Annotated in this window: 16 protein-coding genes and 1 pseudogene; 7 read left to right on the forward strand and 10 right to left on the reverse strand. The window is 73.8% G+C overall.

From position 1 onward, the window contains the following. Positions 1-283: 283 nt before the first annotated feature. On the reverse strand, positions 284-1,465 hold the full coding sequence (locus tag C8054_RS00615; RefSeq protein ID WP_107154683.1) for an MFS transporter: 1,182 nt from the start codon (positions 1,463-1,465) through the stop codon (positions 284-286). Positions 1,466-1,617: 152 nt separating this feature from the next. Here C8054_RS00615 and C8054_RS00620 point away from each other — a divergent pair, with 152 nt between their 5' ends. After that, positions 1,618-2,400: an IclR family transcriptional regulator gene (locus tag C8054_RS00620; RefSeq protein ID WP_107154684.1), complete on the forward strand. Its 783-nt coding sequence runs from the start codon at positions 1,618-1,620 to the stop codon at positions 2,398-2,400. A gap of 71 nt (positions 2,401-2,471) precedes the next feature. Here the strand turns inward: C8054_RS00620 and C8054_RS00625 are convergent, their stop codons facing one another. Next, positions 2,472-4,595 (reverse strand): PhoX family phosphatase, encoded by a 2,124-nt coding sequence (locus tag C8054_RS00625; protein WP_107154685.1) that lies wholly within the window; start codon positions 4,593-4,595, stop codon positions 2,472-2,474. 245 nt (positions 4,596-4,840) lie between these two features. Here C8054_RS00625 and C8054_RS00630 point away from each other — a divergent pair, with 245 nt between their 5' ends. Then, positions 4,841-5,356, forward strand: coding sequence for a sigma-70 family RNA polymerase sigma factor (locus tag C8054_RS00630; RefSeq protein WP_107154686.1), 516 nt, complete (start codon positions 4,841-4,843; stop codon positions 5,354-5,356). After that, positions 5,353-6,042, forward strand: coding sequence for an anti-sigma factor (locus C8054_RS00635; RefSeq protein WP_107154687.1), 690 nt, complete (start codon positions 5,353-5,355; stop codon positions 6,040-6,042). Before C8054_RS00630 ends, C8054_RS00635 begins: the two co-directional genes overlap by 4 nt. A gap of 84 nt (positions 6,043-6,126) precedes the next feature. Here the strand turns inward: C8054_RS00635 and rarD are convergent, their stop codons facing one another. The 4 genes from rarD to eccE all read right to left on the reverse strand — a co-directional run bounded on the left by rarD (position 6,127) and on the right by eccE (position 9,859). Then, positions 6,127-7,044, reverse strand: a complete 918-nt coding sequence (rarD, locus tag C8054_RS00640) for an EamA family transporter RarD (protein ID WP_107154688.1) — start codon at positions 7,042-7,044, stop codon at positions 6,127-6,129. Between the two features lie 52 nt (positions 7,045-7,096). Continuing rightward, entirely contained in the window at positions 7,097-7,528 is a 432-nt protein-coding gene (locus C8054_RS00645; protein ID WP_107154689.1) for a GNAT family N-acetyltransferase, read from the reverse strand. 100 nt (positions 7,529-7,628) lie between these two features. Then, entirely contained in the window at positions 7,629-8,015 is a 387-nt protein-coding gene (locus tag C8054_RS00650; RefSeq protein WP_107154690.1) for a phage holin family protein, read from the reverse strand. 47 nt (positions 8,016-8,062) lie between these two features. Further along, a complete protein-coding gene (gene eccE, locus C8054_RS00655; protein ID WP_107154691.1) occupies positions 8,063-9,859 on the reverse strand; it encodes a type VII secretion protein EccE in 1,797 nt (598 codons plus the stop codon). Between the two features lie 245 nt (positions 9,860-10,104). On the opposite strand from eccE, the gene C8054_RS00660 reads away from it, so the two are divergent. Further along, a complete protein-coding gene (locus C8054_RS00660) occupies positions 10,105-10,422 on the forward strand; it encodes a WXG100 family type VII secretion target (RefSeq protein WP_107154692.1) in 318 nt (105 codons plus the stop codon). Positions 10,423-10,443: 21 nt separating this feature from the next. Continuing rightward, on the forward strand, positions 10,444-10,737 hold the full coding sequence (locus tag C8054_RS00665) for a WXG100 family type VII secretion target (RefSeq protein ID WP_107154693.1): 294 nt from the start codon (positions 10,444-10,446) through the stop codon (positions 10,735-10,737). A 50-nt stretch (positions 10,738-10,787) separates the two neighbouring features. Here the strand turns inward: C8054_RS00665 and mycP are convergent, their stop codons facing one another. Further along, positions 10,788-11,993: a type VII secretion-associated serine protease mycosin gene (mycP, locus tag C8054_RS00670; RefSeq protein ID WP_107154694.1), complete on the reverse strand. Its 1,206-nt coding sequence runs from the start codon at positions 11,991-11,993 to the stop codon at positions 10,788-10,790. A gap of 2,925 nt (positions 11,994-14,918) precedes the next feature. On the opposite strand from mycP, the pseudogene C8054_RS32470 reads away from it, so the two are divergent. Continuing rightward, positions 14,919-15,890: pseudogene (locus C8054_RS32470) on the forward strand (SseB family protein); the annotation flags it as partial. After that, a complete protein-coding gene (locus tag C8054_RS00680; RefSeq protein WP_107154695.1) occupies positions 15,887-16,252 on the forward strand; it encodes a hypothetical protein in 366 nt (121 codons plus the stop codon). The pseudogene C8054_RS32470 and the gene C8054_RS00680, both read left to right, overlap by 4 nt. Position 16,253: 1 nt before the next feature. Here C8054_RS00680 and C8054_RS00685 read toward each other — a convergent pair whose 3' ends face one another. From C8054_RS00685 to C8054_RS00695, 3 genes are all read right to left on the reverse strand, one after another. Next, the gene (locus C8054_RS00685; RefSeq protein WP_107154696.1) at positions 16,254-17,186 is read right to left on the reverse strand and encodes an alpha/beta fold hydrolase; all 933 of its coding nucleotides are present in this window, start codon (positions 17,184-17,186) and stop codon (positions 16,254-16,256) included. An 86-nt stretch (positions 17,187-17,272) separates the two neighbouring features. Then, positions 17,273-17,701, reverse strand: coding sequence for a hypothetical protein (locus C8054_RS00690; RefSeq protein ID WP_146179828.1), 429 nt, complete (start codon positions 17,699-17,701; stop codon positions 17,273-17,275). A 201-nt stretch (positions 17,702-17,902) separates the two neighbouring features. After that, positions 17,903-20,305, reverse strand: a complete 2,403-nt coding sequence (locus C8054_RS00695; RefSeq protein ID WP_107154698.1) for an immune inhibitor A domain-containing protein — start codon at positions 20,303-20,305, stop codon at positions 17,903-17,905. Positions 20,306-20,560: the final 255 nt, after the last annotated feature.

Consider the following 20,560-nt stretch of genomic DNA (forward strand, 5'->3'; position numbering starts at 1 on the left):
GACGCTCGGTGCCGTTACCGGCCGTTACCGAGCGTGATCTGCGCCGGGGACAAGTTCGCAGCGGAGTCATATACCACACGGTCATAAATATGACCCCTGGTCATAGCCGTCCGAGGCAGTATGGCCCGGTGGCCCGGTGGCCCGGTGGCCCGGTGGCCCGGTGGCCCGGTGGCCCGGTGGCCCGGTGGCCCGGTGGCCCGGTGGCCCGGTGGCCCGGCGGAACAGCGGAACAGCGGAAGGGTGCGGCGCGCCGGCAGGGCGGGGTGTGTCGGGACGGACGGGCTCAGGCGGGGCGGGACAGCAGGCGGGCGCCGAGGAGCATGAGCAGGGCCGCGAGGAGCATGGCGCCGGCCGCGGTCAGCCACATCACCGGATAGCCGGCCGTGCCGGCCAGTGCGCCGAGACCGAGCGGGCCCAGGCAGCCGCCCGCGTACACGCCGGTCTGGGTGATCGAGGTGGCGGCGGCCGGGGCCCGCGGGTGGAGCCGGACCACCGCGAAGGTCAGCAGCCCCGGCCAGGCCCAGCCGAGCCCGAAGCCGAGCACCACGCCGGCGACCAGCGGCACCGGGCCGGCCACGGAGAGCAGGACCAGCCCCACCGAGCCGGTCACCAGCAGCGCGGCGACGACGCCGACGTGCCCGCCGGCCCGCCGGTCGGCCAGCCACCCCACGCCGACGCGGGCGGACACGCACACCGCGCTGCCCAGGGTGAGCGTCAGGCCGGCCAGGCCGGGGGAGAGCCCTCGCGCGGCCGACGAGTCGACCAGGAACGTGCCCAGCGCGTTCGCCGCGCCGGCCGCGAGCGTCGCGGCCAGCCCGACCACCACCAGCGCGGCCCGGCCGCCGCCCCGGGCGGTGGAGGCGGACCGGGTACGCCGGTCCCGACCGGACCGGGGTACGGCTGGCAGCGCGGCCAACGCTGCCCCGGCTGCCGCCACGAACGCCCAGCGCCAGCCGGCGGTCAGCGCGACGGTGGGGACCGCCGCGCCGGCCAGCAGCGTGGAGAGCGGGATGGCGGCCTGCTTCACGCCGAAGGAGAGCCCCTGCCGGTGGGTGGGCACGTGCTCGGCCAGCGCGGCGTTGCTGGCGAGCTGGCCGAGCGCGTTGCCGGCGGCGCTGAGCGCGAGCAGCGCCACCAGCGTGGGGTACGACCGGGCGAGGCCGGCCACGGCCAGCAGCGAGCCGGCGGAGAGCACGATGGCGACGCGGGCCACCGGCGCCGGCCCGTACCGCTCGACCAGGGCGCCGGACGGCACCGAGGCGAGGGCGCTGATACCGAAGTAGACCGAGACGGCCAGGCCCAGCCCGGCCGGACTGAAGCCCAACTCGTCGCCGAGCTGCACGGCGAGGCCGCCGACCAGGAAGACCGGCAGGACGCAGGCGATCGTGGTGACGGTGGCGCCGGCACCGACCCGGACCGGTCGCCCGGCCGTTGGCCGACCGGTTCGCGAAATAGTTTCAATCATTGTCGGTCAACCTACGCCGACCGCGTTTTCGCTGCTGATCGTGTCTGTCGATGCACGTTCTGTGCCCGGTGATCTGACATCCTCGACCCGAACAGGCATTTCGCACCCGGACCTTTTTTCATATGGTGTAAGCCCCGGCGGCGGAGGTGGTTGTGCGCGACCCTCTGGCGGAGCCTTCGGACCTGATCCGCAGCGTCTCCCGCGCGCTTCGAGTGCTCGAGTCGGTCGGCCGTGCGCCGAAGGGCCTCACCGTGAAGCAGATCGCCCGCCGCTGCGAACTGACAGTGGCCACCACCTACCATCTGGTGCGCACGCTCGCGTACGAGGGCTACGTGATTCGGCGCGAGGACGGGACGTACATCGTCGGGCTGGAGATCGCCGACCGCTACCGTGAGCTGGTCACCGCGTTCCGGGGCCCGCCCGCGGTCGGCGAGGCGTTGCGCCGGGCCGCCGCGGAGACCGGCTGGAGCCACTACCTCGGCCGTTTCGTCGGCGGGCAGGTGGCGGTGACCGCGTGTGCCGAGGGGCCGCGCTCGCCGTACCTGGAGGATCTGGTGCCGGGCTTCGCCGAGGGCGCGCACGCCACCGCGCTCGGCAAGAGCCTGCTCGCCACGCTCACCGCCGAGCAGCGCTTCCGCTACCTGCGGGAGTACGGCATGCGGCCGTTCACCACCGCCACCCTCACCACGGTCGAGGCGTTCGAGGCCGACCTGGCCGCCGGCGACCGGCGCGGCATGCAGTTGGAACTGGGCCAGTTCCGGCAGGGCGTGGCGTGCGCCGCGGTGCTCGTCGCCCCGGACAAGGACATCGAGCGGCGGGTGGTGCTGGCCTGCGCGTTGCCGGCCAGCGAGATGATGACCTCGGCACGGGTGGTGCGGGCGAAACTGCTCACCGCCGCGCGGGCGATCGCCGACGGGATCGCCACCGAGAACTGAAAGGGCCACCATCCCGGCCGGATGGTGGCCCTCCAGCGGGCGGTCCAGCGCCGGACCGCCCAGAGGTTGGCTCAGCTGCCGACCGGGCCCCCGTCGAGGCGCCAGGTGACCACCACGCCGGGCTTGGCGAAGTCACCGTCCGGCCAGGTGGAGGCCGGGTTCTCCACGGACGCGCCGGAGATTTCACCCGGGTGCTGCACGGCCACGAACACCGACCGGTTGTCCCGGGTGATGAACGGGCCGCAGGTCTCCGCGCCGAGCGGCACGGTGAGGAACTGCTTCAGGTGGCCGCGCTCCGGGCCCTCGACGGCGGTGGCGAACAGGCCGTCGTTGCCGCCCAGCGCGTTGCCGTCGGTCGAGATCCAGAGGTTGCCGGTGGCGTCGAACGCGACGTTGTCCGGGCAGGAGATCGGCGACACCTTCGTCTTGTCGTACCCGGCGAAGTACGTCGAGGCGTCGGTCGGGTCACCGCAGACGATCGGCAGCGACCAGGTGAACGTCTCGGCGGTGTTGTCGCCGCGCTCCTCGACCAGCTCCAGGATCTGCCCGTGCTTGTTGGCGTTACGCGGGTTCGCCTCGTCGGCCGGCGCCTTGCCGACCTTGCCCCGGTCGCTGTTGTTGGTCAACGCCACGTAGACCTTGCCGGTGAGCAGGCTCGGCTCGACGTCCTCGGGACGGTCCATCTTGGTCGCGCCGACCTTGTCGCCGGCCAGCCGGGTGAACGTCAGCACGTCGGCGGCGGTCATCCCGTCCACGTACGAGCGGTTGCCGCTGACCAGCTTGATCCATCGGCCCCGGCCGCCGAAGCCGCCGTCGGCGGGGAGCGTGCCGCTGCCGTCGATCTCTCCGGCCGGGCTGTCGCCGGTCAGCGCGGCCACGTAGAGCGTGCCCGACTCCAGCAGCGTCAGGTTGTGCTTGCGGGCCACCCAGGAATTGCCCGGCAGGAACTTCTTGTCCGACACGAACTTGTAGAGGTAGTCGAAGCGCTCGTCGTCGCCCATGTACGCGACCACGTGCCCGTTGCGGGCCACGATGACGTTCGCGCCCTCGTGCTTCACCCGGCCCAGCGCGGTGTGCTTGCGCGGACGGGCCTGCGGGTCGAACGGGTCGATTTCGACGACCCAACCGAACCGGTGCGCCTCGTTCGGGTGCTTCGCCAGGTCGAACCGCTCGTCGGCCCGGTCCCACTTGCGGCTGCCGCTCGGGTAGCGCGCGTCGGTCGGGATGCCGTAGCGGGCCAGCTTCGGCTTCAGCTCCTCCGGCGCGCCGTCGCCGCCGACGAAGTACTGGTTGAAGTTCTCCTCGCCGGAGAGCACGGTGCCCCACGGGGTGACGCCGCCGGCGCAGTTGTTCAGCGTGCCGACGACCGTGCGGCCCTTCGGGTCGGCGGCGGTCCGCAGCCACGCCGACCCGGCGGCCGGGCCGGTCAGCTCGAACGTCGTGGCCAGCGCCGTGACCCGACGGTTGTACTCGCGCCGGCCCCGGCGTACCGGCCGCCACTGGCCGGTGTCCGTGACCCGCTCCAGCTCCACCACGGACATGCCGTGCGCGGCCATCGCCACCCGCACCTGCTCCACGGTCAGCGCGTCCTGGCTGGTGAAGCCCGGGAACATGAGGTCCTCGTTGGTGTACTCGTGGTTGACCACGAGCAGCGCGCGCCTACGGTCGATCGGCAGCACGCCGACGAAGTCGTTGTTGTAGCCGAACTGCTTGGCCTGGGCGGCGGCGCTCTGCTGACGCACGTCGAACGCGGGCGCGCCGGGCACCACCTCGTCGCCCCACTTGATGACGACGGCGTGGTCGTACCCGTTCGGCACCACGAGCGTGTCCAGCTTGTTCGGCGGGATCGGCTTGAACGACAGCGCGCCGCTGCCCGGGCGGGCGGACGCGGCGAGAGCCTCGTCCGTGCCCGGGGCGGTCGGGGTGGCCGGCGCGGCGGCGGCCGGCGCCGCGCCGGCGAGCGCGCCCGCGGCGGCCCCACCGAAGCCGAGCACCAGCGCGCCGACCGCGCCGGCCCGGACCACGCCACGGCGGGAGACCTCGGCGTCGACCAGGTCCCCGAAGTACGGGTTGTCGGACGAGTTGGGCACCGGGTGGTCGCAGGCGTTGCCGCACCGGTACAGACAGGTCATCGCGTCGCGGCTGCCGTGGCGGGTGCCACCCAGCAGCGGGAGCAGGCGAGGACGTTCGCTCATGGGGTGGAGCCTCCTGGTCGGACGTCGGACGGCGTGCCGGGCGGTCGGCCCGGACGCGTACCTGCCGGACGGTGCCAGCACGTGGTGAGCGCGCGTCGGCCCGAACCTGAACCGGAGGTGAACAGCTCCGGCGTGACCTGCGGCTGAACCGTTCGGCGGCCCGGCACGTATGGAAGGACGAACGCGCCCGCCCGGACGGGCGAACGCATCGCCGGTCTCCCCGCCGCCGGAAGCGAGGTACCGCCATCAGCGACCACGACGCCCAACTGCTGCGCGCGCTGCACGACGAGCACGCCGACGCGCTGTTCGCGCACGCCCTGCGACTGGTCAACGGCGACCGGCCGCGCGCCGAGGACCTGGTGCAGGAGACGCTGCTGCGGGCCTGGCGGCACCCGGAGTCGCTGGACCCACGGCGTGGCTCGGTCCGCGCCTGGCTCTTCACCACCGCCCGGAACCTGGCCATCGACGCCTGGCGTCGCCGCTCCGCCCGGGTGGGCGAGGTCTACACCGACGAGCTGCCGGAAACCGCGGAGACGGTCGACGAGACGGAGCGCGCGGTGGAGGCGTGGACGGTGGCCGAGGCGCTCAACCGCCTCAGCCCGACCCACCGCGAGGTGCTCGTCGAATGCTTCTACCAGGGCCGGTCGGTGGCGGAGGCGGCGGCCCGGCTGGGCGTACCGCCGGGCACGGTGAAGTCGCGCACCCACTACGCGCTGCGCTCACTACGGTTGGCGCTGGCCGAGATGGGGGTGACCGGATGACCCGCTGCGAGTTCGCGCACGACGACGGCGCGTACGTGCTGGGCGCCCTCGCCCCGGCCGACCGCGCCGCCTACGAGCGGCACCTCGGCGGGTGCGCGCAGTGCCGGGAGGCGGTGGCCGAGATCGCCGTGCTGCCCGGTCTGCTGGGTCGGCTCGACCCGGCCGGGTTGGAGCAGTTCCTGGAGGTCGGCCCGGAGACCTCACGGCTGCCCGCGCTGCTCGACGCCGCGCGGGCGCGCAAGCGCCGCGACCGGTCCCGCGCCCGACGACGGTACGCGTCGACAGCGCTCGCCGCCGCCGTGCTCGCGGTGCTGGCCGGCGTGGGCGTGACGCTGGTCCGGCCGCCGGCCGAGCCGGCTCCCCGGCCGGTGGCGCTCACCTCGATGCGGCCGGTCGCCGGGACCGCGCCGGTGCACGCCGAGGTGGGGCTGACCGAGACGCCGTGGGGCACCGAGGTCACCATGCACTGCGGCTACGACAGGCGGGCCGGGCACCGCGAGGCGTACACGTTCCGGCTGGTGGCGCACGGCCCGGACGGCGCGACCGAGCAGATCGGGTCCTGGCTGGCCGCGCCCGGCGACGACCTGCGGTTCTCCGGCGTCACCCGCTTCACCAGGGGTGACCTGGTCCGCCTGGAACTCCTCCGTGGCGACGAGACTCCCATCCTCGCCTACGACCTCCGCTGACCACCCACCCACGCCCCCGTCTGTTGCGCGCTGATTCACGGAAAGCGTGGCTGTTTCGGGCCCCACAGCCCCGCTTTCCGGGAATCAGCGCGGAAGGGGGGAGGGGAGTGGGGCGCGGGTGCGCCGGGCCTGGCGGGTGTGGTTCAGGGCGTCGACGGTGAAGACGACGAGGGCGAGCCAGACCAGGGCGAAGCCGGCCAAGCGGGCCGGCGGCATCGGCTCGTGGAAGAGCAGCACGCCGCAGCCGAGCTGGAGGATCGGGGCCAGGTACTGCAACATGCCGACGGTGGACAGCGGCAGCCGGTTGGCCGCGCCGGCGAAGAACAGCAGCGGGATCGCGGTGGCGGCGCCGGCCAGCACCAGCAGCGCGGTGTGTCCGGCGGAGACGTGCCCGAACGTCGAGTCGCCGCGCGTGGCGAGCCAGCCCAGGTACGCCAGGGCGGGCAGCGCCAGCACCGCCGACTCGACGAAGAGCCCCTCGGCGGCGGGCAGCCCGAGCTGCTTCTTGACCAGGCCGTACCCGGCGAAGCTGAACGCGAGCGTGAGCGCCAGCCAGGGCAGGCGACCGTAGTCGACGGTGAGCACCGCCACCGCGAGCGCGCCGACGCCGAGCGCCACCCACTGCGCCGGGCGCAGCCGTTCCCGCAGCGCGAACACGCCGAGCAGCACCGACACCAGCGGGTTGATGAAGTAGCCGAGCGCGGTCTCCACCACCCGGTCGGAGTTCACGCCGTAGATGTAGGTGCCCCAGTTCACCGCGATCAGCGCGGCGGCGAACGCGATCCCGGCCAGCGCGCGGGGCCGCCGGGCCAGCGCCCGCAGGAAGCCGACGTGGCGCATGGCGGCCAGCAGCAGCGCCACGAACACCACCGACCAGATGATCCGGTGCGCGAGGATCTCCACCGGCCCGGCCGGCCGGAGCAGTTTCAGGTAGATCGGGAAGAAGCCCCAGAGCAGGTACGCGCCGATGCCGTACAGGTAGCCGAGGCGGAGCTGGTTCACCGCTCCACCGTAAGTGGTGAAGCCGGCCGCTGGTCCTTTCCGGTGACCGGCGTCACCGCTCGTCCAGCTCCATGTACCGGTCCGCTGCCACCGGCTGGAAGCCCAGTTTCCCGTACACGCCGTGCGCGTCCACGGTGGCCAGCATGATCCGGCGTACGCCCAGTTCGGCCATGTGGTCGCGGACGCCCGCGGTCAGCCAGGTGCCCAGCCCGCGACCCCGCTCGGCCCGGTCCACGTAGACGTCGCACAGCCAGGCGAACGTGGCCCGGTCGGTCACCACCCGGCCGACCGCGACCTGCCGGCCGTCACCGGGACGGTAGACGCCGAAGCCGATCGAGCCGGCGAACGCGCGCTCGACCGTCTCCCGATCCCGCCCCCGCGCCCAGTACGCGTCCGTGGCGAGCCAGGTGTGCACGCGGCCCAGGTCGAGCCGGTCGGGGTCGGTGCTGAGCTGGTAGCCGTCGGCGCGGGTCAGAGTGAACACCCGGCCGAGGCTAGTGCCGCTCCGGGGGCCGCTCGCCAGCCAATTCCCGCGCACTGGCCTGCCCGCCCGGACGCAGTGCCGGGCGGGTGGCGAGGACGTCTCAGTCGCGGTCGAGGACCGCGCCCAGGATCCAGGTGACGATGCCGACGAGAAGCGCGCCGAGCACCGCCGCCGGCCAGAACCCGTCCACGTGGAAGGGCAGCCCGGCCTCCCCGGCGATCCAGCTCGTGAGCAGGAACAGCAGCCCGTTCACCACAAGCGCGATCAGCCCGAGGGTGAGTAGGTAGAAGCCGCACCCCACGGTCTTGATGATCGGCTGGAGCACCGCGTTGACCACGCCGAAGATCACCGCGACGAGCAGCAGCGTCGTCACCGTCTCGGTGGCGGACCCGGAGTCGAGCGTGATGCCCGGGATGAGCAACGTGGCGAGCCAGAACGCCACCGCCGTCGACGCCACCCGGATCAGAAGACCCTTCAGGAAATCCATGGCCGGGATCGTGCCACGCCCCTTCCACCGGCGGAAGCGCCTGCGCCTCAGCGGCGGGCCGGACGACCGACCAACTGCGACTCGACCGGGGTCGGTGACAGCAGGGCCCACCGCAGCGCCCGCCGGTTGACCACCGCCACCATGTCGTCGCGGATCCGGGTGAGCCAGCCGGCGGAACCGCCGAGCCCCAGCGCGGTGCCGGCCAACTCGGCCTCGGCCGGGTCGAGCGGCTGGAGCACGGCCAGGTCGGCGCGGGCCAGCGCCGGCGCGTCCGCCGGGGTCAGCTCGTCGCGAACCACCAGCACCGACTGCCAGGCCGCCGCCGGACCGACCTCCGGCGGCACCGGGCCGGCGTCGACCACCAGCAGCAGCGGCCGCAGCGGCGAGCCGGGCGCGCCGCCGACCGGCCGCCCCGGGGGGAGCAGCGGCACCCCGTCGCCGGGCCCGCCGACCCCGCGCGCGAACGCCTCCCAGGCGCGCGGCCTGGTGGTCTGCACCGCCACCCGGGCACCGAGCGCCAACGCCCGCAGCACCAGCAACTGCGCGGCGGGCACCCCGCCGACGAGCAGCACCCGGGTCGTCGCCGGGCGGAACAGGCGGACGGTGAGCGGGCCGCCGCGCCGGTTGGCGCCCACCATCAGGCCGGACCCGCCGACCGGCAGGTCCGGCGCGGCCGGCGGCGACCCGGCTGGGGGTACACCGCCCCCGGTCACCGCCAGCGGCAGGGTGGCGGCCAACCCGGTGAGGTGCTCGCCGTCGAGGCGGTGCAGTTCCGCCCCCGCGTCCCCGGCCGCCCGACGGAGCGCCCGTTCGGCGACCGCCAACTCCGCCGCGCTTCCGGCTGCCACCCGGACGGTCAGCTCGGCCCGGGTCGGCGCGGCGTCGGCGCGGGGGCCGACGCAGAGCGCGACAGTGGTGGCGGTGGCCGGCACGGCCAGCAGCCGGGGCACCAGCCCCCGGGCGGCCTCGTCCCGCGGATCCGGCCAGCGACGCAGCCGCCAGGTGGCCTGGGTCAGCCCGCCCACGGTGAGCAGCGGCCAGGTCTCCCGGGCCGGGGCGCCGGTCTCGTGATGGGCCAGCTCGTCGACCACCCGCAGGGCGGCCGGGGCGCCGAGCGGCCGGCCGCTCAGCGGACCGAGCCGGCGGACGATCCGCCGGACCGTCCCGGAGAGCGCCCGCAGCAGCTCCTCGTCCGACCAGCCGTCGGCCCGCAGCACCCGCACGGCCAGCACCACCCGCGTACGCCCGGCCACCCGGCCGTCGGTGAGCTGGCGGTAGGACGTTCCGGCCGGCCCGGACGCGACGGGCGCCACGGGGGCCGGGGAGGCCGAGAAGACCAGCTGGAGCCGGACCGGCGGACTCTCCGGGCCGACGGGTGGGAGCAGGTCGGGCGGGGCCGGGAGCGTCTGCGGGTGGTCGCCGAGCAGGTCGTCCGGATCGCCGAGCTCCAGCAGCGCGGTCAGCCCGGCGGCGTCGTGCAGCACGGCGGCCGGACCGCCGGCCAGCTCCGCGGCGTGCACCACCGTGCCCGGCACGACCAGGTCCAGCAACGCCGAGGGCCCGGTCGCCGCCGGCAGGGCACGGCGACGGCTCAGGTACGCCGCGCCGACGGTGAGCCACTCGTGCAGCCAACGGCCCCGGAACCGGACCCACGCGGCGGGCACCAGCAGTGCCGCGCAGCACAACGCCACGGCGGTCGGCGCGACGCCCCGCCCCAGGGCGGCCAGCAGGACGGCGGCCGCGACCTGTGTGGTCACGATCTGTCCGGCGCGCAGCCGCCGGAGCCTCCACTGTGGGGGTGGGGCCGGCGCGGGCGCGGGCCGCTCCGTCGTGCTCGCGGTCACCGCACCTCCTCGTCGGGCCGCCGGGTGACGCCGCCGTGGCACATCGTAGTGGCGTCGTTGTCCACAGGGGAGGCCCCGGGGGTAGCAGAACCGGACTGGGGCCGCTACCGTCAGCGACGAAAATCGTTGCGCGTGCGCCCGCCGTCTCCCTCCCCCTTCCGGCGGCCGCGAGCGCCGCGCCGACGAGTCCACGGTGGTCACCTCGGGTGGCCAGCCACGACCGAGGAGACGAGGTGACGTCCGGGATGTCCCAGACCCAGGCAGAAGCCGCGGTGATGCAGCAGACCGCCGCGAAGTTCGAGCAGGTCGACCAGTCGCTGCAGACCATGCTCAGCGGCCTGATGGCCGAGCTGGAGGTGCTGCAACAAGCCTGGCGAGGCGCCGGCGGGCGCTCGTTCGCACAGGTCAAGCAGCAGTGGGCGCAGGACCAGGCGACCCTGCAACGGGCCCTGCGCGAGACCGCCACCGCGATCCGCACCGCCGGCCGCCAGTACGACGTCTCCGACACCGAGGCCGCCGGCCGGGTGGCCGGCACCAACCGCGGCATCCAGCTGCCGCTCTAGACCATCGGAAGGATCGAACTCATGGAGCACGGTGTGCTGGTCGTCAACTTCGCCGCCCTGCAACAGGCCGCCGCGGACATCCAACGGGCACTGACCACCCTGGAAAGCCAGCTCGGGCAGCTCGAACGGGACGCGGCACCGCTCGTGGCGAGCTGGAACGGTGAGGCGCGCGAGGCGTACGAGCAGCGGCAGTCCCGCTGGCGGGCTGCCTCGCAGGACATGCAGGCGATGCTGCGCGACATCAAGCTCGCGGTGGAGGACTCCGCGGCCGACTACCTCGACACCGAGAAGCGCAACGCGAACCTGTTCCACTGAGACGGGCAGGGCGGCCCGGGTGCCCGCACCCGGGCCGCCCCGTCGTCGGGTCAGGTGGGGTTGGCGGGGTGCCAGCGTCGGCGGGTTCCCCGGGGTAGCACCACGGCCAGCAGCGCCACGAGTGCCGCCGCGCCACCTGTCACGCCGGCCACCAGGAGCGCCCGGTCCCGGGCCGTGGCCCGGCGGGACTGGCGGGCGAGTGTGGCCGGGTCCGGCCGGTCCGCCGGGAGCGCGGCAACACGCCCGGGCCGGGCGTCCGCCCCGGCGGGCGACTCGGTCACCGCGCGGTACGGGTTGAGCACCCCGGCGCCGTAGCCCTCGCCCCGCCCCGGTGCCGGGTCGGCGCCGGCCACGATCCGCCCGGCGACCTCGGCCGCGTGCAGCCCGGGGCGATACTGCCGCAGCAACGCGGCGGTGCCGGCGACGAACGGCGTGGCGTAACTGGTGCCCTCCGCCCGACGACGGCCCTGCCGGGGCGCCGCCATCAACACCTCGCTGCCCGGGGCGACCAGGTCGACGTACGGGCCGGTCTGGGAGAACGCGGCTCGCGTCCCGTCCCGCCCGATCGCGCCGACGCCGAGCACCCCGTCGTACGCGGCCGGGAAGGGGCGGGGATCACCGCTGTCGTGCAGGTTGCCGGCGGCGGCCACCACCACCACGTCCCGCCGCACCGCGTAGGCGACCGCGGCGCGCACCGCCGGGTCGTCCGCGTACAGCACGACCGAGAGGTTGAGCACGTCGGCGTCGTGGTCCACGGCCCATCGGACGGCCCGGGCGAAGTCGGCCGCGTCGACCGTACGCCCCGACTCCCGCCCGTCGACCACCTGCTGTTCGCTCACGCGTACCGGCAGGATGCGCGCGCCCGGCGCGAGGCCCCGGAACGCGACACCCGGCCGTGGCGCGGCGGCGATGATGCTCGCCACGCCGGTGCCGTGCCCGGCGCAGTCGCGGGTGCCGTCCCCGCCCGGGTCGAGGAAGTCGGTGCCGGCCAGCACCCGGCCGGCGAGCTGCGGATGGGACCGGTCCACCCCCGAGTCGACCACCGCCACCACCACGCCCGCGCCGGTCGCGAGCGGGGCCAGCCGGTCCGGCGCGTACCGTTGCTGGGGCCACGGCTGCTCGGCCACCGGGCGGGCCGGCACGGGCGGCGTGGCGCAGCCGGACGGCGCGCGGGCCGCCGCCGGGGCCGCCGGCAGGCCGGAGACGAGGAGGGTCGCCAGCGCGACCGCGGTGGAGCGCGCGAGGGGCCGGGGCATCGACGACCTCCGTATCGTGTCGACTCCGGAACGGGATGTTAGCGCCTCGCCGACGCCGTGGCCGACCGTCGATGGCCAGGCATTGTGATCTTGTTACCACCTTGTAGGTTGTAGGCGATGCCTGTGGCCTGTGCGCGGAAGGAGAGGTGGCCCGTGACCGGATGGGAGCCGGCCACCGAGGCCGAGGTGGCGATGCGGGACGCGCTACGCGCGCAGGACCAGCAGCAATACTTCCGCGTGCTGACCCGTGTCGATCTGGTGCTGCCGATCGCCGGCGGCCCGACCGCGGGGTGGGGCACCTGGACCTCCGAGGGTCGCACGCACGTGCTGGCGTTCACGTCGGTCGCCGCGCTGCGCGCCAGCCTGGGCGAGAACGCCGGCGCCACGCGTCTCGTCGCGTACCCGGACCTGGCCGCCGGCTGGCCCAACCAGGAGTGGTGGCTGGCGGTGAACCCGGGCCTGCCGATCGAGGGCTACCTGCCCGCCTGGTACGTCGCCCAGCTCGCCCGGGGCGACGTCCGGCTGCCCGGCCGGACCATGGGTGCCCGAGCCCGTCTGGAGCGGGTGGAGAGCGCCGCCCGGGCCGCCCGCGACGGCGTCCCCGGGCCGGTGCGTGACAGCGTTCCCGGGCCGGTGCGTGACAGCGTTCCCGGGCCGGTGCGCGACAGCGCCCCCGGGCCGGTGCGCGACGTCGGTGCCGAATCCGACCGCTTCGGTGTCCCGGAACCCGCCCGCGAGGCGCCGTCCGTTCCGGTTCCCGCCGCCGCGACATCCCCGACCCCGTCGGGCCGTGGCGGGCGGGTGGCGGAGACCGAGGAGCCCGCCACCGTACCCATGCGATCCGTTCCCCTCCTCGGCCGCCGCGCCCCGACAGCGCCGCACCGCCGCCCGGCGCCCGGTGACCACGGCCGCGCCGGGGCCGACCCGGACGCGCTCGACGGCTGGCTCACCGACCTGCGTCGCCGTCCCGACGAACCAGACCCGTTCGCGGCCGGCCGGGCGACGCCGGACGAGCCGCCTGTGCCCCCGGCCCCACCACCGGCCCGCTCCTTCTTCGAGCCCACCTCGGGCCGCGCGACCCGGCGGCCCTCGCCGCTGGACACCCCCAGGCGGTCCGGCGAGCGTTCGACGCCGCCCTCCCGGTTCGCCGGCGGCCAACCGTTCCCCCGGCGCCGGCCGCTGAACGAGCCGGTCCGCGAGGACCAGACCCGACCGTTCCGGGTGGGAGCGGACGAGCCCGCGCCGACGCCGGCCGAGCCGGCAGCCCCGTTCCAGCCGGCCCGCCCGCCCGAGGACACCCCTCGGACACTGCCCCGCAGGCACTCCGGTCCGCCCGCTCCCGACCGGTGGGCCGGAACGCGCACCGACCGCGACGCTCCGGGCTGGACCCCGCTCGACGACCCGACGGAAGCCGAGGAGCTGCCACCGTCGATGGCCGAGCCGGTGTCCGCTCCGCCCGCGCCGCGCCGCGGCTTCACGCCGATCGTCATCGAGGGCACCGTCATCGAGGCCCGTGACCTGACCGCACCCGCGGCGACCGGGCCAGCTTCCGAGGGGTACGCCGCCACCGGCCCAGTCGTGTCCCGGGTGGACGCCGCCGAGCCGGTCGGGTCGCCGGCCGTCGACGTCGACGAGCCCGCGCGGGCCGACGACCGCAGGGCACCCGAACCATTCGTCACCGAGCTGTCTGTCGCCGGGCTGTCTGTCGACGAGCCGTCCGTCGCCGGGCTGTCTGTCTCTGAGCCGTTTGTCTCTGAGCCGTTTGTCTCCGAGTCGTCCGTTGCCGGGCAGAAGTCGACCGCGCCGTTCTCCGCCGGGTCGTTCTCCACCGGACCGGTGGCTGCCGAGCCGTTCGACGCCGGGTCGTCGGCCACCGCACCGTTCGCCACCGGGTCGCGCTCGGACCGGGTCGGGTCGGCGTGGGAGACGACGACGGCACCGCTCTCGCCGGCCGCCGCCGAGCCGTTCCCGTCCCCGGCCAGCGAGCCGACCAGATCGGTGTTCGATCCGCTCCGCACGGCCGAGGCATCCGTCCCGGCGGACGCGGCACCGCTGCCGACCGGACCGGACGAGCCGACGGTGTCGCTCGCCCGGCCGGCCACGTACCCGGACGAGCCGACGGTGTCGCTGTTCGAGCCGACCACACCGCTGTTCACGCCGTCGTCGTCGCCCCCGTCTTCGCCGACGCCTCCGTCTTCGCTGTCCCAGTCGACGCCGCCGGCATCGACGTCGCCAACATCGGCGTCGCCATCGGACGAGGCGGGCACCCCGGTGACGTCCTCCGCCGGGGAACCCGTCAGGTCGCTGTTCGAACCGTTGTCATCCCCGGTCGCGCCCGTTCCGGCCGAGCCGACGGTGTCCCTGTCCACGCCGGTCACGGATGAGCCGACGACGTCCCTGTCCACGCCGGCCATGGATGAGTCGACGACGTCCCTGTCCAGCCCGGTCACGGACGATTCGACGACGTCCCTGTTCGCGCCGGTCACGGACGAGCCGACGGTGTCCCTGCCCGCGCCGGCAACCTCGGACGAGGCCACCACGTCGTTGTTCGCGCCGGCCGGGGACGAGCCGACCACGTCGTTGTTCGCGCCGGCCGGGGACGAGCCGACCACGTCGTTGTTCGCGCCGGCCGGGGACGAGCCGACCACGTCATTGTCCGCGCCGCTCGCGGCGGAGCCGACGGTGTCCCTGTTCGCGCCGGTCAGTCGCCCGGCGGCGGACGAGCCGACCACGTCACTCTTCGCGCCGGCCAGCCGGCCGGCGGCGGACGAGCCGACCACGTCGTTCTTCGCGCCGTCGCCGTCCGAGGAGCCGTCCCCGTCGTCAAAGACGGGGCTGGAGACGGAGCCGATCCCATACGTCGCCGCCGAGGAGCCGCGCGTCGAGCCGGTGACCGACGGCACCGGTCGCCCGGCGGTCGAGCCGGACTTCGTGCCGGCGAACGAGGTGGAGGAGGAGCTGCTGGCGGCAGCCGCCAGCGGTAACACCGACGGCTTCCTCACCACGCTGCTGCTGGCCCGGGTGATGTTGCCGGTCGCGTTCGACTCGGCGGCGGGCAGCCGGCCCGGCGATCCGGGTTTCTCCTGGCGTACCGAGACGGTCGACGGGGTGCGGTACGTGGTTGTCTACACCTCGCCGGAGCGGCTCGCCGATCACGCCGGGGGGCCGGTCGACACGGTACGGGTCAAGTTCGTCCAGCTCATCCGTCAGTGGCCGGACGTGGCCTGGTCGTTCCGGGTCAACCCGGACACGCCGGTCGGCGCGGCGTACCCGGGGGAGCAGGTCCTGGCGCTTGCCAACTGGGCCGCCGAGGTGGGGCTCGGTGACGATCCGGAGACCGAGCCGGAGCCGCCCGCCGCCGGACCGGCACCCACGGCCGAGCCGCGGACGGACGCGCCGGCGGCGAAGCCGACCCGGCCGGTGACCATGCAGAAGGCCATCGCGGCGAGCCAGCTCGCCTACTACCTGGAGCGTGGCTACGACCGGGTGTCCGGCTTCGTGCACCGGGCCGGCGAGCTGGCCCACCTGCGTACGCCGGCGGAGCTGTTCGACGCGCTGGGTCTCGGCCATCCCGGCTCCCCGTTCTCCCGGGACGCCGAGGAGCTGTACCTGCTGCGCTGGCCGGCGTACCGGCCGAGCCTCTACCGGATCCCGTACGGCGGGCAGAACGAGGCCGCGATGCGGGCGATGGAGGGCTGGGTCATCGAGCGGTACCCGTTCCGGGGCAACGGCTTCGCGCCGGGCGAGAGCAGCGACGTGATCGCTGAGTTCAAGGTGGACAGTGCCCGGCTGCCGCACGGCGCCGAGCTGTGGCGGGTCGCCGCCGACGGCGATGCCCGGCTGGTCGCGGTGCTGGACACCGACGCGCTGCTGTGGCGGAAGGCGGACGGGGCGTGAGCCGCGACGGTTACGTGGCCCGGTGGCGCGGCCGGGAGTACCAGGCCAGCCCGGACGGTGACGACGTGCGGCTCTACCAGCCCGAACCGGACGACGGCTTCACGGAGGCGCGCCCCGGCCGGTACGTCCGGGTGGTGCCGGTGGCCGAGGTCGACGACCTGGCGTACGTGCGGACCACCTGCACCTGGCAGGGGCAGCCGTTCATCGTGCTGGCCGAACACGAGGGCTGGCTGCGGGTGGAGTACACAGGTGGGCGCTGGCCGGTGGCGGAGGCGATGGGGCTGGAGGCGTTCGACTTCGGCGTCTACCAGGGCTGGGCGCCCGCGACCGAGGTGGCCGGGCTGGGCGAGCAGCGGGTCTGAGTCAGGACTTCGCCCACCGCAGGATCTCGCCGAGCACCACGTCCCGGGCCTCCACGTGCGGGAAGTGGCCCACTCCGTCGAGCAGCCGCCACTCGTACGGGGCGCTGACGTACCGGCCGGAGCCCTGCGCGGTGCGGGGGAGCGAGGCCCGGTCCAGCGCGCCGTGCAGTTGCAGGGTGGGGGTGACCAGCGGCTTCTGCATCAGCTTGACGAACCGGTAGCCGTGCAGCCGTAGCACCGACCGGAACGCCCAGCGGTAGCCCTCCAGGGCGCAGAACGCGGCCTGGGGGATCTGCATCGCCACCCGGCAGCACCGGGCGTAGTCGTCGAAGTCCGGCCCGTCGACCCAGTCCGGCCCGCCCCAGCGGCGCAGCATCTCCGTCACCTCGGCGGCGCCGTCCCGGGTCAGCACGTGCTCGTAGCGGGGGAGCTGGAACTTCAGCGTGGCCGTGGCGGACGCGAACTGGCCGCGCGGGTCGGCGACGATGGCGGTCCGTAGCCGCAGCGGGTGCGGCGCACCGAGCACCACGAGCCGGCGGACCAGGGTGGGGTGGAACGAGGCGGCGGTCCAGCCGATGAGGCCGCCGACGCCGGTGCCGACCACGGTGGCGGACCGCTCACCGAGCGCGCGGATCAGGCCGGCCACGTCGGCGGCGAGCGTGTAGCCGTCGTACCCCCGGGGTGGCTTGTCGCTCGCGCCGTAACCGCGCAGGTCGACGGCGACCGCGCGGAAGCCGGCGTCGGCGACCGCCGGCAGCATCTCGTGCCAGGCGTACCAGTATTCCGGGAAACCGTGCAGGAAGAGCACCATCGGTCCGGTGCCCGCCTCGACGACGTGGAACCGGCTGCCGTTGGCGCCGACGAACCGGTGCGTCCACGGCCCTTCGGGCAGGACGCAGGATTCGTCGGCGAACCCGTCGCGCTGGTCGGTCATGGGGCACAGCCTAGGGCCGCCGGTCGTCCGCCGGCCCCGCAGGTGCGCAGGATCAGGGGATTCTCCGGGGCGGGGCGTCGGGCGGGTCAGCCCACGCGTTCGATGCGCAGCAGGCCGACCAGCCGTCCGGGCCCGCACTCCACGCCAGCCGGCGGCGGGCCGACGGTGACCCGCACCCAGGTGCCGGCGGGCCAGGTGCCCTGGTCCGGGCCGTACAGGGCGTGTTCCTGGCCGTCGTCGGTGACCAGCGTGTAGCAGGGGCCGCTGCCGCCGTGGCTGAGCCGGCCGGCGAGGACGTTCGGCTTGCGTTGGTCGGTGGGCTGCCGTGGTGGTCCGGTCGGCGGCCGGAGCGTCGGCAGCTCGGTCGCGGAGAGCGGGGGCCGGCCGGTGGAGGCGGCCGGGGCCGGTGCGGTCGGTGTCGGCGCGGTCGGGGACGGTGCGGTCGGGGACGGGGGCTGCGGCGTGGCGCCGACGGGTCCGGTGGGTGCGCCGGCACCGGCGGGGGGTTCGGACACGTCTCCTCCGTTCTCCGGGTTCGCGCAGCCGGCCAGCGCCAGGGCCAGGGGCAGTGCGAGGACCGCGGCGAGGCGGCGGTCGAGGGTTGTGGTCACCCGCTTGGGACGCGCCGCGGGTCGCGACGGTTCCCGCCGGCACAGGGCGAGGCCCGGGCAGGTGACCTGCCCGGGCCTCGTCGTGGTGTGGCGTGGATCAGTGGTTCAGGAGAAGCGGACCTTCAGCGAGGTGCCGTCCTGCTCCAGGACCTTGATCTTGGTGCCGGTGGCCGGGAGCTTGACGCCGTGGTTCGGCAGCTCCGGGTACCAGTACTGCTTGGTGTCGTCGAACAGCGGCTGCGCGGCCTGGCCACGGATGTACTGCGGCTGGCTGTTGAGGTGCAGCGTGAACGAGTCCGCCTTCTTCAGGCCGAACGGCGCGTCGTAGACCTGGACGCGGGCCCGCCAGGGCGCCCCGGTCAGGTTGTAGATCGGCCGCGGGTGGGCGTCGATGATCATGTTCCGACCCTCACCCGGGTGCACGAACGTGTCGTTGTCCGCCCACCGGAGGTTCCAGTAGGAGATCAGCAGACCCTCCTGGTACGCGTAGTGGTCCACGTAGTCCGGGCGGGTGTTCGCGTAACCGAAGAAGTACGGGCCGGTCTTGAGGTACTTGTCGTACGAGACGTACGACCGGTTACCGGCGATGTAGTAGTTGTCGAACAGACGGGTGTAGGTCTCCTCGACGATGCTCCAGCCGTTGAGCGTCCAGCCGGGGGCACCGGCCTCGGCACCATCGGTGAGCAGCGTCTGACCGTCGGCGGTCACGGTGAGGGCGTCACCGTAGAAGCCGCCCTCGGACACGCCACCGTCGGTCTGGTAGCGGAGCCGGAACTGCACGGCCTTGCCGACGACCGAGTCCAGGTTGACGTTGACGTCGACCCAGTTGCCGTCGCTGGAGCCGTCCAGGGCGTAACGCCCGGGGGAGATCTCCTTCAGGGCCTGGCCGTTGGCCGTGCCCGGGAGCGAGACCCAGTTCTGGCCACCGTCGGTGGAGGCCTCGAAGAAGAGGTAGTCGAAGTCCGCCTCGATGCTGTAACGGCCCTTCATCGACACCGCGGCGCTGCTCTTCCCCGTGAGGTCGATGCTCCGCGTCATCGTGGTGTTCAGGTCGTCCTCGTTGCCCGAGAAGAACTGCTTCGTACCCTCGAACGGCTTGCCGTTCTGGAACTCGTACGCCCGCTGCGGCAGCACCACCACGGCGGCCTGCGCCTTGGCGGAGTTGTACTCCTGCGGGCCCAGCTCCAGGGTGCGCTTCTGACCGGCGACGACCACCTCGTAGTCGAGCCAGCCGAGCTGGAGCTTGTTCCAGGCGCCGAGGTCGCCGCCGCGGTCGCCGATGCCGGCGTCGTTCTTGGCGCCGAGCCGGCTCTGGGCCATCAGGGTCCAGTGCTCGTTGTTGTTGTCCCCACCACTGGTGACGTTGTAGTCGTCCGGCAGACCGAGGTCGTGGCCGTACTCGTGGTAGAAGACGCTCCGGCCACCGTTCTCCGGCTGGATCGTGTAGTCACCGATCCAGACGCCGGTGTTGCCGATCTGGGTGCCGCCGGCCGGGAAGTTCTCCGGACCGGTGTTGCCCTGGTCGCTGGCGAACGCGTACCAGCGGTGGCTCCAGATCGCGTCCTCACCCTGGATCGGGTCACCGTCGGCCTGGTCGCCGCCGGCGTGGACGATCTGGAAGTGGTCGATGTACCCGTCCGGCTCGTTGAAGTTGCCGTCGCCGTCGAAGTCGTAACGGTCCCACTCGTCCATCGACTTGACGTCGGCCGCGATCTCCTCGTCGGAGCGGCCCTGGGCCTTCTGGTCGGCGACCCACTGGTTCGCGGCGTCGCGGACCAGCGCCCAGGTGTTGTTGCAGACGTTCGAGGCGCACGGGTAGCCGTTGGAACGGCCGTAGCGGGCCTCGTTGTACTTGACCTTCACCCAGTTGGTGACCTCGCCGTCGACGCTGTACCGACCCGAGGACTGGGCCTCGTAGTACTGCTTCAGCGACTCGTCACCGGGGTTGGTGCCGAAGTACAGCTGCCGGAAGTGGTCGGCGCTGTAGTCCGGCTGCCAGATCGTGGAGTTGTCCACGGCCCGGTTGGGCTCGGGGATCTGGTTGACGCGCGGACCGTCGAACCGGGTCGGACCCGGCACGGCCGGGGCGGTGTCCTGGTCCGGGTAGTTCGGGTGCCGCTCGTCGCCGAACTCCGCGAGGATGACGAAGATCTTGTCGGTCTTCTCGCGGGAGAGCTCGACGTACTGGTCCTCGGTGGGACCCTTGCCGGCCCTGGTGCTCTTGGCGGCCTTGCCCGCCGCGGCACCCTCGGCAGCCTTCTCGCCAACCTTGACGACGGTGCTGCCGTTGATCTTCTGGGCCTTCGCCCGGCCCGACAGGACCTCGCTCAGGCCCTCCTGGCGCAGTGCGCGCCGCTTGTCCTCGAGCGGGTTGGGCAGGTCGTGCTCAGCCTGCGCAGGCTCGGCCACCGACGGGGCGGCGGCTGGCAGCTTCGGCGTCGGCGCGGCGCTGGCGGACGTGCCCGCCATCAGCCCCGTTGCGGTCAGCGAAAGCCCGAGCAGACCCACTGCGACTTTGCGCACGTGGTACCTCCGGTGTGAGGGAACCGGCCCCATGGGGGTACGGGCCGGTGGAACGTCCCACAAGTGGGACCCACGGTGAACATAGACACTGCTGGGACTGCTGTGAAGATGTGTGCGTCGATTTGTAGCAACTTTTTGTTGGGGTTGACTTTCGCCGTCACACTCTGCTTCGTCACCAAGGCGTTGACCAGCGGCGATGGCCGTTCGGCCGAAGGCAGCGAAACGGATGGATATACGGAA

Source organism: Micromonospora sp. RP3T (assembly GCF_003027925.1).
Taxonomy (GTDB): domain Bacteria; phylum Actinomycetota; class Actinomycetes; order Mycobacteriales; family Micromonosporaceae; genus Micromonospora.

Bases quoted from the DNA above. Each gene is read 5' to 3' on its own strand.
- C8054_RS00685 (WP_107154696.1), bottom strand. From the start codon at position 17,186: ATGACCGACCAGCGCGACGGGTTCGCCGACGAATCCTGCGTCCTGCCC.
- C8054_RS00660 (WP_107154692.1), top strand. From the start codon at position 10,105: ATGTCCCAGACCCAGGCAGAAGCCGCGGTGATGCAGCAGACCGCCGCG.
- C8054_RS00665 (WP_107154693.1), top strand. From the start codon at position 10,444: ATGGAGCACGGTGTGCTGGTCGTCAACTTCGCCGCCCTGCAACAGGCC.
- C8054_RS00615 (WP_107154683.1), bottom strand. From the start codon at position 1,465: ATGATTGAAACTATTTCGCGAACCGGTCGGCCAACGGCCGGGCGACCG.
- C8054_RS00650 (WP_107154690.1), bottom strand. From the start codon at position 8,015: ATGGATTTCCTGAAGGGTCTTCTGATCCGGGTGGCGTCGACGGCGGTG.
- C8054_RS00635 (WP_107154687.1), top strand. From the start codon at position 5,353: ATGACCCGCTGCGAGTTCGCGCACGACGACGGCGCGTACGTGCTGGGC.
- C8054_RS00625 (WP_107154685.1), bottom strand. From the start codon at position 4,595: ATGAGCGAACGTCCTCGCCTGCTCCCGCTGCTGGGTGGCACCCGCCAC.
- mycP (WP_107154694.1), bottom strand. From the start codon at position 11,993: ATGCCCCGGCCCCTCGCGCGCTCCACCGCGGTCGCGCTGGCGACCCTC.